This window comes from Haladaptatus paucihalophilus DX253 (genome assembly GCF_000376445.1).
GTDB classification, from domain to species: Archaea; Halobacteriota; Halobacteria; order Halobacteriales; family Haladaptataceae; genus Haladaptatus; species Haladaptatus paucihalophilus.
Map to the genome: position 1 here is coordinate 2,666,864 of NZ_AQXI01000001.1, position 13,618 is coordinate 2,680,481.

The 13,618-nt window shown below is 62.7% G+C and carries 12 protein-coding genes and 1 tRNA gene; 7 read left to right on the forward strand and 6 right to left on the reverse strand.

Annotated features, from left to right (window positions below; all coding sequences use genetic code 11):
• Positions 1 to 191: 191 nt before the first annotated feature.
• Positions 192 to 1,160, forward strand: coding sequence for a tRNA 2-thiolation protein NcsA (gene ncsA, locus B208_RS0114810; RefSeq protein WP_007982484.1), 969 nt, complete (start codon positions 192 to 194; stop codon positions 1,158 to 1,160).
• A gap of 97 nt (positions 1,161 to 1,257) precedes the next feature.
• A complete protein-coding gene (locus tag B208_RS0114815) occupies positions 1,258 to 2,445 on the forward strand; it encodes an outer membrane protein assembly factor BamB family protein (RefSeq protein ID WP_007982485.1) in 1,188 nt (395 codons plus the stop codon).
• A gap of 103 nt (positions 2,446 to 2,548) precedes the next feature.
• On the opposite strand, the gene ftsZ is transcribed toward B208_RS0114815, so the two are convergent.
• From ftsZ to B208_RS0114830, 3 genes are all read right to left on the reverse strand, one after another.
• On the reverse strand, positions 2,549 to 3,736 hold the full coding sequence (gene ftsZ / locus B208_RS0114820; RefSeq protein WP_007982486.1) for a cell division protein FtsZ: 1,188 nt from the start codon (positions 3,734 to 3,736) through the stop codon (positions 2,549 to 2,551).
• A gap of 3 nt (positions 3,737 to 3,739) precedes the next feature.
• Positions 3,740 to 3,916, reverse strand: a complete 177-nt coding sequence (locus B208_RS0114825) for a ribbon-helix-helix domain-containing protein (RefSeq protein WP_007982487.1) — start codon at positions 3,914 to 3,916, stop codon at positions 3,740 to 3,742.
• Between the two features lie 182 nt (positions 3,917 to 4,098).
• Positions 4,099 to 4,638 (reverse strand): double zinc ribbon domain-containing protein, encoded by a 540-nt coding sequence (locus B208_RS0114830; RefSeq protein ID WP_007982488.1) that lies wholly within the window; start codon positions 4,636 to 4,638, stop codon positions 4,099 to 4,101.
• A gap of 129 nt (positions 4,639 to 4,767) precedes the next feature.
• On the opposite strand from B208_RS0114830, the gene B208_RS0114835 reads away from it, so the two are divergent.
• The 3 genes from B208_RS0114835 (at position 4,768) to B208_RS0114845 (ending at position 8,781) form a co-directional block, all read left to right on the forward strand.
• Positions 4,768 to 4,841: transfer RNA gene (locus B208_RS0114835), tRNA-Tyr, on the forward strand.
• 582 nt (positions 4,842 to 5,423) lie between these two features.
• Positions 5,424 to 6,605, forward strand: coding sequence for a M24 family metallopeptidase (locus B208_RS0114840; RefSeq protein WP_007982489.1), 1,182 nt, complete (start codon positions 5,424 to 5,426; stop codon positions 6,603 to 6,605).
• Positions 6,606 to 7,332: 727 nt separating this feature from the next.
• Positions 7,333 to 8,781, forward strand: a complete 1,449-nt coding sequence (locus B208_RS0114845; RefSeq protein ID WP_232423808.1) for a COG1361 S-layer family protein — start codon at positions 7,333 to 7,335, stop codon at positions 8,779 to 8,781.
• 5 nt (positions 8,782 to 8,786) lie between these two features.
• On the opposite strand, the gene B208_RS0114850 is transcribed toward B208_RS0114845, so the two are convergent.
• Together B208_RS0114850 and B208_RS0114855 are read right to left on the reverse strand one after the other, a co-directional pair.
• Positions 8,787 to 9,581, reverse strand: a complete 795-nt coding sequence (locus B208_RS0114850; RefSeq protein WP_007982492.1) for an ABC transporter permease — start codon at positions 9,579 to 9,581, stop codon at positions 8,787 to 8,789.
• A gap of 39 nt (positions 9,582 to 9,620) precedes the next feature.
• The gene (locus tag B208_RS0114855; protein WP_007982494.1) at positions 9,621 to 10,562 is read right to left on the reverse strand and encodes an ABC transporter ATP-binding protein; all 942 of its coding nucleotides are present in this window, start codon (positions 10,560 to 10,562) and stop codon (positions 9,621 to 9,623) included.
• A 68-nt stretch (positions 10,563 to 10,630) separates the two neighbouring features.
• On the opposite strand from B208_RS0114855, the gene B208_RS0114860 reads away from it, so the two are divergent.
• Positions 10,631 to 11,317 carry a DUF7504 family protein gene (locus tag B208_RS0114860; RefSeq protein WP_007982496.1) on the forward strand — a complete coding sequence of 229 codons (687 nt, stop codon included), beginning with the start codon at positions 10,631 to 10,633 and terminating at the stop codon, positions 11,315 to 11,317.
• Between the two features lie 20 nt (positions 11,318 to 11,337).
• A complete protein-coding gene (locus B208_RS0114865; RefSeq protein ID WP_007982498.1) occupies positions 11,338 to 13,419 on the forward strand; it encodes a caspase family protein in 2,082 nt (693 codons plus the stop codon).
• Here the strand turns inward: B208_RS0114865 and B208_RS24950 are convergent, their stop codons facing one another.
• Positions 13,420 to 13,554 carry a DUF7503 family protein gene (locus B208_RS24950; RefSeq protein ID WP_007982500.1) on the reverse strand — a complete coding sequence of 45 codons (135 nt, stop codon included), beginning with the start codon at positions 13,552 to 13,554 and terminating at the stop codon, positions 13,420 to 13,422.
• Positions 13,555 to 13,618 lie beyond the last annotated feature (64 nt).

Consider the following 13,618-nt stretch of genomic DNA (forward strand, 5'->3'; position numbering starts at 1 on the left):
CGACACCCCATGTCGGAGTTCGCTCCCGCCCGTCCCCGTGGCGTTGACTAACCGTTTTGATTCGCACTCACTTGCTTGTTTTGCCCTCCGGTTTCGTGACCGTCACATCGCCGCGACCGCATTTGCTATCGCACCATCCGATTTATACCGGAGCGAAACCGTGAAACGGCCCGCGACGCAACCGACACGTAATGGACTGCGATAAGTGCGAACGGGAGGCCGTCATGCACGCGGCCTATTCGGGGCTGCATCTCTGCGACGACCACTTCTGTCGGTCGGTCGAGAAGCGACTTCGACGCCGAATCCGAGACGATAACCTACTGCCCGCGTCCGCGACGCCGGACGACCCGCAAGTCTGGCTCATCGGCCTTTCGGGCGGGAAAGATAGCGTCGTGCTCACGAAAATCCTCCACGACACGTTCGCGGAGGACCCGCGAATCGAACTCGTCGCGCTGACGATTCACGAGGGTATCGAGGGCTATCGAGACAAGAGTCTGGACGCCTGCCTCGAACTCACCGACGACCTCGACATCCGACACGAGGTCGTCAGCTACGAGGAAGAGTTCGACCTGCGCATGGACGACGTGGTGGGAAAGGACCCCGAGAACATGGCCGCCTGTGCGTACTGCGGCGTCTTCCGCCGCGACCTGCTCTCGAAGTACGCGGAGGAGTACGGCGCGAACAAACTCCTCACCGGGCACAATCTGGACGACGAGGCGGAAACGGCGCTGATGAACTTCCTCGAAGGCGATGTCGCTCAAGTGGCGAAACACTTCGACGCGAGTCTGGCCGGGTTCGACGAGCGGTCCGACCAAGACGAGTTCGTCCCCCGGGCGAAACCCCTCCGCGACGTTCCCGAAAAGGAGGTCGCGCTGTACGCGCACCTCGAAGACCTTCCCGCACACATCACGGAGTGTCCCCACTCCAGCGAGGCCTATCGCGCCGAGATTCAGCAGTTGATGCTGTCGCTGGAGGAAAATCACCCCGGAACGCGTCACTCCATCATGGCCGGGTACGAGGAGCTCGCCAAGCTCGCGGCCGACGAGTTCGGTGCCGGTGACGGCAAACGAGAACTCAACGAATGCGAACGCTGTGGCGCGGCGACGACGCGAGACGTGTGTCGGAAGTGCTCGCTCGTGGACGCGATTCACGCGGCGTAGGGCGGAGGGCGTAGAGCGGAGGGCGGAGGCGTAGTTCGGTTCGCACGAATCACGACAGCGAAGAAGACTTATTACTCGCTGATTCGACACGGCAGGCATGCCCTCCCGACGACGGTTTCTCGCCCTCGGCGCGACGGCCGCGCTCGCCGGTTGTGCGACGACGGCCGACGACCCCCCGAAAGCGGGCGCGGACGAATCGCCCGACCCCGAAGAACACATCGACGGCGCGAACGGCGAGTGGTCGAGTTTCGGCTGTAACGCAAGCAACACCCGCACCGTCGCGGACGGGAACGCCCCCGTCGATGGCGTCACCGAGCGCTGGCGCGTCGATGCACCACAACTGCTGTTTCACCCTCCGGTGGCGTCCGACGGGCGAGTGTTCCTCCCGGTTCCGAACCGACTCGAAGCGTACGACGCACGGGACGGGTCGATGCTGTGGGCCACCGACGAGGACGAAGCCGAAACCGCGCCGCTCGTCCGCGACGGGACGGTGTACGTCGGGGCGAGCAATCGGCTTCGCGCGCTCGACGCGAAAACCGGGACGACGAAATGGGAACGGACGTTCGACGCCGACGGAACCGTGGCGGCACCATCGACGTACGGCGGGGACCGGCTGTACGTTCCGGTCGGCGAGATGGTGTATCGCGTCGATTCGAAAACGGGCGAGACCGATTGGTCTCGCCGCCTGTTCGGTACCCTCCTCGGCTCGTCGCCGTGTGGTTCTCGGGGGGTCACGCTGGCGACCGAGGCCGGAAAGATATACGTGCTCGGACCAGACGGAACCGGGTGGGGCGAGTGGGGCCTCCCCTCGCAACCCCAAGCGCCGCCGACCATCGACACCGACGGCATCTACGTCAACTGTCTCGACAGGAAGACCTACGGCATCAGAACCGAGACCGAACCGCGGTTGGACATCGATTGGAGCGTCGAAACCGGGTGGGCGAACGGCGGACTCGCGGTGAAAGCAAACCTCTACGCCGCCGGGACGAAAGGGCTACACGCCATCGACCCGGCAACCGGCGAGCAACTGTGGACGGAAGACACGGGCGACTGGCGTCGGACCGCTCCGGCCCTCGTCCGCGATACGCTCTTCGTCGGCGGGGAGAAACTGTTCGCCTTCGACCCCACGCCGTCGTCCGGGTTGCTCTCGGGAGACGGACCGGCGCGACGGTTCGAGAAGTCGTTTTCCGGTCCCGTCAGGTTCGGTCCCGTGCTGAACGACGGCGCGCTCTACGTCGTCGCACAAACCGGCGAAGAGACGTACCAGTTGGTCGCGCTGGAGTGAGGCAGGGATACGAAAAAACGAAAGACGAGAACGGAAGACGAGAGCGGAAGACGAGAACGGAAGACGAGAGCGGAAGACGAGAGCGGAAGACGAGAGCGGTAGATTACCGGATGACGTCGAGACCGTTGTTTTTCTCCAGTTCGCTTCGGCCGCCGTCGCTCTGGGCGCCGAACGTACCGCTACTCTGTTCGGCTCTGTTGCTCGCGTCGTAGGACTGCGCGTCCACGTCGCGCATCTTCTGTCGGGAGCGGTCGGCCTGCTTCTGCGTCGTCGGGCCGAGCACCTGCGCGCTCTTGACGCCGGTCATGATGGCCATGACGCGAACCTTGTTCTTGTAGTTCTCCTGAATCCGCGCGCCCCAGATGACGTTGGCGTTGGCTTCGAGGCGCTCCGTGATGTTGCCCGCGATTCCTTCGGCCTCTTTGAGCGTCAAGTCGGGACCGCCCGTGATGTGGACGAGACCGCCGGATGCCCCACGGTAATCCACGTCGAGGAGCGGGTGGTTCATCGCGTCGCGGACCACTTCTTCGCTCTTGTTCTTGTCCTGCGTCTCGCCGACGAGCATCACGGCGACGCCGCCCTGATTCATGATAGTGGACATGTCGGCGTAGTCGAGGTTGATGAGCGACGGTTGGGTAATCGTCTCCGAGATGCCCTTGACGGTCTCGGCGATGATTTGGTCCATGACCGAGAACGCCTTGCCGATGGGCAGGTTCGGGACGTAATCGAGCAGGCGGTTGTTGTCGAGGACGATGATGGAATCCGCTTCGTTACGGAGTTTCTCCAGTCCTTCCTCGGCTTTCACCGTGCGGGCACGCTCGACGTTGAACGGCGTGGAGACCATTCCGACGACGATTGCACCCTGCTCTTTGGCGATTTTGGCGACGACGGGTGCCGCGCCGGTCCCGGTTCCGCCGCCCATGCCCGCGGTCACGAACACGAGGTCCGCGTCGCCGAGCACTTCCTTGACCGTTCCCTGCGCCATTTCGGTCGCGCGCTCCCCCATCGAGGGGTCGCCGCCTGCGCCGAGACCGGACGTGAGGGATTTGCCGACGAGGATTTTCGTGTCGGCTTCGATCATCTTCAAGTGCTGTTTGTCCGTGTTGATGGCAACCGTGTCGGCCCCGTCGACGCCGATGTTGTACAGGCGGTTGATGGTGTTGTTGCCCGCACCACCACAGCCGACGATGACGATTCGCGGGTCGCCGAACTCGTCGTCTGCCGTCGCCGCCTCCATCTCGCGCTGTTCGCTTTCGGCGTTTTCCAGCGCTTCTTGAACGATATCCTGCATCGCTTATACCTTTGCCCACGTGCGCTTGTTCGTGGTCTCGGCGGCTTCGTCATGCTCGTTGAGCATGTCTCGAACCGCGGCCCGAATCGCTTCGCTCCGATTCGGGAACTCGCCGGTTTCGACCATCTGTTCGACTTCTTCGATTTGCTGCTTTGGGATTCGTAGTGTCACGCGCTCCATAGTAGGTTCCCCTTGTTTGGTAAGACGACACGCAGTGTTTTATTTTGTCCGTCTTACGCCATTACAGCGGCCGAGACACCCGGCATCGGCCGTTTTCGGGATGGCGTAAGACAATCGTCTTACGTAGAAGTATCCACATAGCCACAGCATATATAATTAACGGCGGCTGTAAAACAATCGTTTTACGACGAGTCTAAAACGTCCGCCGACGGCGTTCGTCGCCCACAGCCGGGGCAGAACGCCCAGTCGGACCTGAGTTCGTCGCCACAGTCACAGAACACGCGGTGAGTCGCTTTCTCGCCGCAGTTCGGACAGTAAACGTGTCCGGAGTCGAGTTGTTCGCCGCACTGGTGGCAGCTGTTTTCCGTCTGCTTCGCGTCGGCGGTCGTCCGACGCGTCGGTTCGTCCGTTCGCGTTCGGTCGCCCTGCGTTTGCGTCTGGGCATCTTCGCGCGTGTGCACCGCCCCCGCACCGTCGAGGGTGACGTTGACGTTGATGTCCCGTCCGGTTTCGTTCGTTCGGGCGGTCGTCTCGGCGAGCCGTCGGTCGACGAGTTCATCGACGCGCTCGGCCACGACGGCATCGAGACTCCGCTCGTCGTTCGTGTCGGGTGTTTCCAAATAGGCCCGGAGCGCCTCGCGCATCACCTCGCTCTTCGAGGCGTCGAGCGATTCGATGCCTTCCACGAGGTCGTCGTCCGCCCGGAATGTAATTTTACTCATGTTTTTCACCCGAATTCGTCTGTTTCCCGAAACACTGGGTCTATCATACTTGAACCTTTCCGTCTGGAAAGAACGCCAGCCAGAATAATAATTCTTAAGTCCGTGACCGGGATAGGTGAAAGTGCGTGCCCGCCCTTAGCTCAGATTGGTAGAGCAGTCGACTGTAGATCGACTTGTCCCCCGTTCAAATCGGGGAGGGCGGACTTCTCTGAATCCGACTCGAACAGCGTGAGCCGTCGGATCCGAGAACGCCCAACCGACACGATTTGAGCCTGGAAGTCACTGCCCGTAAAGCGTAGCAAGTCGGCGTGGGAGTGTCTTCCGGCGTTCAATCGAGGAGGATGACCACGTTCCGACTTTTCGTGCCCTACGTCAAACGAGTGAGCACTCGCCACGAAACTCGTTTACCCATTCGACGAGCGGGGTCGAAGCCGTACGTTCAGCGGGGTTCAATAACTACGAATAATTGAAAATATTCGATTAGGTGTCGGGTATTATTTATGTCGTTGAAGGAGGAAGAACTCGTAATACAGTTCGGGTACAGATCGTTTATCGTTCGCTTTGCGGCCTGTCGGTGGGATTTACGGCGTTTACTCAGTCTCGATGCGAGCTCGGAGGGAATCGTTCGACATACGCAGCTACCCCGGATGGTAAATCGTCCTCCCTGAAACGGGGCTAGGCCGACGATACCGGAACGGAAACGAAGCGTTTCCATGGGTCGGTCCGATTTGGGACGCCTTTCCGGCAGGTCAACGCTTTTACACCGCTCCCGTGAACGAACTGCCATGTCGACACGGCTACCCGAGTCCGAGTTCGAAACCCGTCTCGCCGCCGTCCGCGAGAAGATACGCGACAGCGGCGCGGATGCCGGCGTCTGGTTCGGCGCGACGAGCATCGAATACCTCACCGGCTTCGACCACATTCAGACCGAGCGCCCGGTCGTTCTCGCCGTCACGGACGAGCGCGTCGAAATCACCGTGCCGCGTCTCGAAGTCGAGCGCGTGCAGCCCAACCCTCGTATCGACGCGGTACACCACTACTTCGATTATCCCGGCGGTAAGCCCATTGCCGTGGCCGCCGAGATGCTCTCGGAACTCAACGCCGAGTCGGTCGTGACGGACGCCGACGGCGCGCCGGGCGTCATGGGCTACGACGGCCCCCCTCTCTCGGAGTTCGTCGGCGTCGAAATGCAGAGCTGGGTGGACCGAATGCGCTGGGCGAAGTCCGACGCCGAAATCGACTGCATCCGCGAGTCCGCCAAGTGGGGCAACCTCGCCCATCAGTACCTCGCGGACTACACCGAACCCGGTGCCCACCCGGCCACCGTCAGCCAGCGGGCATCGACGGACGCCTCCCGCGCCATGCTCGACACGCTCGGGGACCAGTACGTCCCCCGAACGCGCGGGGACGGCCCGGCCTTCGCGGGCTACATCACCGGTCCGCAGACCGCGCTTCCCCACGGCCACACCGCGAACCGCCGAATCGAGGAGGGCGACGTCCTCATCACCGGTGCCGCCGCGAACGTCGATGGCTATCACTCCGAACTGGAGCGGACGATGTTCGTCGGCGACCCGACCGACGAACAGGAACACTACTTCGAGTTGATGCTCGAATCCCAGACCATCGCCATCGACGCCCTCGGCCCGGGCGTCCCGCTGTCATACGTTGACGAACTCGTGTCCGACTACTTCGAGGAGCAAGGCGTCGCCGACCTCGCCCAGCACCACGTCGGCCACAACATCGGCATGGGCGGCCATGAACCGCCGTACATCGACCGCGGCTGGTCGGACCACGTGGACGAGGGCGACGCCGAGATGGAACCCGGCCACGTTTACACCATCGAACCCGGCCTGTACACCGATACGTACGGCTACCGCCACTCGGATACCGTCGCCGTCACCGAAACCGGCACGGAGATGCTGACCTACTTCCCCCGCGACTTGGAATCCAACATCATCCGGTGGTGAAGCGATATCCGGTGGTGAGGCGGAATCCGGAAGTGAGGCGACTCTTTTGAGACGGGTTCGGTTTCGTTCTCGGAACGACGACAGGGAGGTTCGTCCTCGAACGCTCCCGCCCGCTCGTTACGAGTTGTCGTTGTGTCGTTGGTTCCTCTGTGACTGCTCTTCTGTGACTGCTCTTCTGTGACTGCAACGACAGACGTCACTGAAACCGCAACCGCACCGCGTGCTCACGGCGTTGCCGTTCGTTTTCGAGGGTTCTCCGAACCCTCGCACGCCACACCCTCCCCAACCGATTCCTTCGCATTCGCTCAGTCATCCCTCGCGTGATAACCAGCTAGTCCCTCGGCCCGACGGCTCGCGGCGTTGCCGCTCACTTCCGAGGTTTCAGAGAAACCTCGCTGGCCTCGGGACTGCTGGCGCACGCGCCGGGGACGCTTGGTCCGTATCACGAACCTGTCTTCTGCCGCGGCGCGCGCTGACGTGGCGTTCGAAAACTCCATCGCCCCCGAAGCGAATCTTCCGAAAAGTCGATTGTGGGAACTATTTCACACTGAAAGCTACTAAATCACACTGTAACCTACTAAACGTCGGACTGTCGAATTTCGGGTGAACAACCGCTCGCGTTGGTCACCAGCATTGATTTGTCAGATACCATCGTAGAGGGGGTATGCGCGTGGGGGGTGTGGTAGCCGCGGTTCTCGTGTGCGCCACGCTAGTTGGTGGGGGAGTGGTGAGCAAACAGGCCGCGGAGCAGTCCGGTATCGACGTGTTCGCGCCGGACGACAGGCTGGCACCGGGCGAGGAGACGCAACTGAAACTCGTCGTGACGAACGACGGAACGGAACCGGTCAACGCCGCGACGGTCGAAGTCGGGGACCAAAACGCCCCGGTTCGGGTGTTGACGAACCGCGCTCCGGTCGGGACGGTTCCGCCCGGAGCGCAGCGGCCGGTTTCGGTTCGGATTCGCGTCGGCGAGCAGGCGACGCCGGGGGAGTACACGCTGCCGGTTCGGGTCAGCTACGACGCGGCGTCCGGGGGGGAAACCGTCGTCCGGTACGTCACCGTTCGGGTCGAGCGACGGCCGCGGTTTCGCGTCGTGAACACGACGGTCAACGCCAGCGCGGGCGGGACGGGGACGCTCTCGCTTGCAGTTCGGAACGCCGGAACGGTCGGCGCGTTCGATTCCAGCGTCGTGGTCAATTCGACCGATTCGGGCATCCGGTTCGGGAACAACGCCACGACGGCCCAAACCTCGGTCGGCGAGTGGTTGCGCGGCGACACGAAGTACGTCGAATTCCCGTTGCAGGTCGGCCCGGACACCGCGCGCAACGTCACGGCGCAGGTTCGCGTCGCGTACGAGAGCAGGACCGGCCAGCGTCGAGTTTCGGACCCGCTGTTCATCGGCATCCGACCCGAGGGCAAACCGTCGTTCGCACTCCGGAACGTGACGAGCACGGTCCGCGTCGGCGACACGGGTGCGGTTACGGGCCGGGTCGTGAACACCGGTGCGCGGACCGTCGAGGACGCGACGCTCGTCTTTCAGCCGTCGAACGGTACCGCGTTGCGCCCCGAGGAAACCCGGTTCCCGCTCGGTACCCTCCGGAACAACAGCTCGCGGCGGTTCCGATTCGAGGTGGACGCGACGAACGCCACGAACCCCGGTCCTCGGGACTTCACCGCCAGGGTCACCTACCGCGACGGGAGCGGCGAGCGGCGCGTGAGCGACCCGATTTCGATGCCGGTGCGTGTCGAACAGCGACGTGAGCCGTTCGTCGTCACCGCGACGGACGCGAACTTCACCGTGGATTCGAGCGGGACGCTTCGGGTGCGGGTGCGGAACAACGCGGGAGAACGGCTCTCGAACGTGACGGCGAAACTGTTGGTTTCGGACCCCCTGTCGAGCGACGACAGCGAGTCGTACATCGGCGTGCTCGGCCCCAACAACTCGATGTCGGCGTCGTTCCAGTTGACGGTGAGCGGCGACGCGATTCCCGACCGGCATCCCGTCGCCGTCGTCCTCACCTACGAGACGCCGAACGGCGACCGTCGAGAGGCGGGACCGTACGCGGTTCCGGTGACGATTCGACGCCAGTCCGGCGTCGGGTCGTCCGTGCTGTCGGTCGCGGCCGCCGTCGTCGTCCTGCTTCTCGGCGTCGCGTGGTGGCTCTGGCGGCGGTAGTCCGGTCACACGTCCCGCCGTTCGAACAGCTCCGCGCTCACGACGAGCAGGGCGACGGCGGCGACGGCGAGCACCGCGAAATCGTCGGCGGACACGGTTCCGTCGGTCAGTATCTTCCCCACGTCGAAGTAGCGGGTGAACGCGAAATCTCCGATCCATTCGTAATCCGTCCCGAAGGTGACGGTATCGACGAGGAACATTCCGAATATCGCGCCGACGCCGACCGTCCGGGCGCGGCGTGCCGTGTCGAATCGCACCGAGGCGACCATTCCGAGGCTCGCGCACGCGAGGAAGTAGACGATGGAGTAGGCGTGCAGGGCGAGCAGGTATCCGGGGTCGAGGAACTCGCCGATGAACTCGACGCTGACGTACACCGAGAGGAAGGTGAACGCGTTGACGGCGAGCATGCTCGGAATGAGCGCGAGGTACTTTCCCATGACGAGGCGGGTTCGCGTGACCGGGTGGGCGAGCACCAGTTCGAGCGTGCCGTTCTCCATCTCCTTTGCGACGCTCGAAGCACCGGCGTACGCGTAGTAGATTCCGAGACCGAGGAGCCACGCGATTTGATAGAACTGCGAGGCGAGGTAGCCGTCGATGGTCGTGATGCTATCGACGTCGCCGATGAACGCGCGGCGCGCCTCCTCCGGCAAGTTCTGGATGTACGCATCGAGGTTGACGCCGGACTGCTGAATCGACGGGAACAGCGCGATGGTGAGCACGACGAAGGCGATGAGCGACCCCGACAGCAACAGCGTTCCGCGGACGCGCCGCCCCATCTCGAAGTTCGTTATCTCGAACATCGCGCCGGTCTTCTCCCCATTCGGATTTGCATGGCTCCTTCACGTTCCCCCGTAAAACTCCATGAACACGTCTTCGAGCGAGGTCTCCTCGACCTCCAAATCCAGAACCGAGTAGCGGTCGAGCACGTCCACGAGACCGTCGAAGTTCTCGGTGACGACCAGCCGGTAGTAGCCGTCCGGGTCGAGGTCGCTGCTTAGCGCCCCGTCGAACAACAGGTCGTCCGGCGGCGGGTCCTCCGCGAGGTCGAGGCGCACGATTTTGCCGCTTTTGGCCAGCAGTTCGCCGATGTTCTCCAGCGCGACGAGTCGCCCGTCGCGGATGATTCCCACGCGGTCACACACCTTTCGAACCTCGCTGAGGACGTGCGTCGAGAACAGCACCGTGACGCCGCGGTCGCGCTCCGCGAGCAACAGTTCGTACAGGGCGTTCTGTGCGAGCGGGTCGAGTCCCGCCGTCGGTTCGTCCATGATGAGGAGGTCCGGGTCGTGCATGAACGCCTGCACGAGCGCGAGTTTCTGTCGGTTCCCGCGGGAGTAGTTTTTCACGGCTCGGTCGATGGGGACCGGAAACCGGTCGAGCAACTCCTCGCGGCGCTCGTCGCCGGACAGCGTGGCGAAGTAATCGAGCAACTCCGCTCCGGTGACGTTCTCGTAGACAGTCGCGTCGCCGGGGACGTAGCCGATTCGGCCTTCCACGCTTCGCGTTCGCTCGGTGATTGTGTGTCCGAGAACCTGCGCGGTCCCGCTCGTCGGCTTCAGCAGGCCGAGCAGGAGTCGAATCGCGGTCGATTTTCCCGCCCCGTTCGGCCCGAGAAAGCCGAATATCTCGCCCGATTCGACGGCGAACGTCAGGTCCTCGACGCCGCGAACGTCTCCGTAATACTTGGTCAACTCCTCGATGGCGATGGGTTCCGGCGCGGACACCGACGAATGAACGCCCGCGAGCGACTTATACGGTTCGCCGAACGTATCAGAGATCATATTTGTTTTCCGGCAGAGCTGACCGAGCTCCAGAAATTTTATTTCAACATCTGACTTTCTCCTTACTAATGGTTTCTCGCCTCAGGTTTCGAAACGAGTCGGGCGAGGGTTCCTCCGTCCGGGACGTGACGTTCAGGGAGTGGCTTTCCGGGTTGAAAGTCAGTGGCAGTAACTTGCTCGTCACGGGCGAGGTTCCCGAAACCACCAGCGCCGAGTTTAGCCGGACGCTCTTCGGACAGGGGAGACGAACGCGCATCCTCGGACTCCTCAATCCGGCGACGCCCGCCGCCGAGTCGTATCTCCCGGGTTCGCCCGACAGTCCGGGGACGCAGATCATCGACCGACGGCCGAACGACCGCGGGACGACGGCGACCTGTTCGAACGTCCACCGTCCGATGATCGACCGCCAGACGTTTCGCTCGGAGATCGTCTCCGCCATCGGCGTCCACGAGGAGCGAAACGGCGGCTTCGAACCCGCCGAGTTGCGCCTCGGTGTCGATTCGGTCGAGCTGTTGGAGGTGAACGACGACCTCGTTTCGGTCGGACAGTTCCTCCGGGGGCTTACCGCCCTCGTTCGCGGCGTTCACGGAATGGCACACTATCACCTTCGCGTCCCGGATGATGACCCGTTGGTGGAGGAACTATCGCCGCTGTTCGACGCCCGTATCGAACTTCGGAAGCGACCGGGATGGGCCGAACAACGGTGGCACGTCCCGGAACTCGGTGAGACTACCCACTGGGTAGAATTATCATAGCTGACCATACTACTGTTACCATGGAGTTTCGGCGGCACGCGGAACACGACGGACTCGACATCTACGACCCCATCGAGAACGTTCGGTTCGCGCTGTTTACGTCCGCGTCCGTAGACCCGACGCCGGTCGATACGTCGCCGTTTTACTTTCCGGTCGATGCCGCCGTCGAAATCGTGACGCCGATGCTCGAAGTCCCGAAAGCCGTGCCCATCACGGTTCGTCAACAGGACGGGACGATGATGGTCGAGACGTCGGACGAACGGGACCGAACCCTCGGTTCGGACGCGTATCTCGTCGAGGTGAGTACGGCACCGATGAAGCTCTACTTCCTCGTGGACGGACGAATGACCATCGAGCACGGCGACGATACCGTCCGCTTTTCGTTCGACGCGACGACGGCGGTTCGCGTCGGCGCGCGCTCCTTTCACGACCGCCCGGCGGGGACGATAACCGTCACGGACGACGTTCGTGACGTGATGCGCGCCGTCTCGCTGTTCGGGTCGGCGCTGAAGACGCTCTCGCCGGAACGGTCGTTTCCGACGCTCCGCGGCCATCCACCGCTCGTCGAACGAGGTGAGACGTTTTCCGTGCCGAACGGACTCGGACCGGCGGCGACGGACGTCGAACTGGTCGTTCCACCCGACCGCGAACACGTCTTCCCCGTCGTCTCGCTCGCGTACTATCTCGGTGCGACGGTCGTTCCGGGGCACGACCCGCGTCTCGTCGCGGGGTCGTTCGAGCGGTCGCTCGACGGACCCGGCGGGTACGTCGAAACGGTCAACCGCGTCCTCAGACAGACGTTCTTTCTCGACTGTCTCACGCGGACGGAGGGCTACTACAAGGTCGAACTGCACGAGCGCGAGCGGGTCGAACCGCTGGTGGACCTCGATTTCGCCGACCTGTACGAAACGCCGCTCCCGGAGCGTCTCGCGGTTTACCTGTCCGTTCCGTTCGAAACGCTCGAACCGCACATCCCGAATTGGCGGTTGGGCGTTGACCTAACGCCGACGATCCAAAACGCCGAGTACATGCCGCACATCGCTCGTGACCTCGCGCTCGTTCGCATTCCCGACAAACCGACCTCGAAGACGGTCAAACCGATGTCCGACGCACAGTCGGAGTTCTTCCGTGCGCCCTCGTCGGAGGTCTTGGTTCGCGGAGCGAGCGGATGGGACACCGTAGACGGTCGGGACGTGTTTCAGGTGGACCCGATGCCGAACGTGATCGGGCAGGCGTGGGCCGGTCCGGGGTATCCGCTCACGGTCAACAAACTCGACGTGAGCGCGCTTCGACAGCGTATCGACCGTCGCCCGTCGAACGAAACTATCGACATTCACGTCGTCTGCAACGACGAGCACATGCGGGAGGAAGACGTCGTTCGAGAACTGTACGGCTTGCGCGACCTGCTCGATTTCGACGTGACCGCCCACTACGACCTGTCGCGCGACGAGCTTACCGACCTGTTAGCGAAACCGGCGGACTTCATCCACTACATCGGCCACGTCGATGAGAACGGTATCCTGTGTGCCGACGGGTCGCTCGACGTGAAATCAATCTCCGAAGTCGGCGTCTCCGCGTTTCTCCTGAACGCCTGCCAATCCTACGAACAGGGACGCGAACTGATCACGAAGGGAAGCCGCGGCGGTGTCGTGACGCTCTCGCCGGTCGGGAATCCGATGGCGACGGAGCTCGGACGGACGCTGGCCCGTCTCCTCAATTGCGGGTTCCCGCTTCGACCGGCGCTGTCGATCGCACAGCGACACTCGGCACACGGCTATCAGTACACCGTCTTGGGCGACGGCGGCTTGTCGCTCGTCCAGAGCGAGCGAGGAAGTCCGCAACACTTGAAAATCGAACGGGTTGGGGAGAACCGATTCGAAGTCGAGGTCAGCATGTATCCGACTGACCTGTTCGGGTTCGGCTCTCACACCAATTTCCACCCCAGTTGGTCCCATCAACGGTTTCTTAGCACCTCGCCGGTGACGACGCTCGCGCTGACCGAGGAGGAACTCCGTGCGGAGTTCTCCGACCAGCTCATACCGATAGAAGCCAACGGGGAACTGCGGTGGAGCGACGAGCTGTGTCTGTCCGAAATCGAATAGTTACGGCCCGGAGTTTGCCCCACTCCCCGCGAGTACCGTTCCGAACTGCAGCACCAGCAAGCTGAGGGTGAACAGGACGCCGAGCAATCGGGGGTGATCTGCCAGTTTTCCACGTACCGCGTCTTTTTGCGACATCACGTGCAAACCGTGCTTTCGATATGAATTATAATTTTTTTAATAATACATAACAAATATTAAT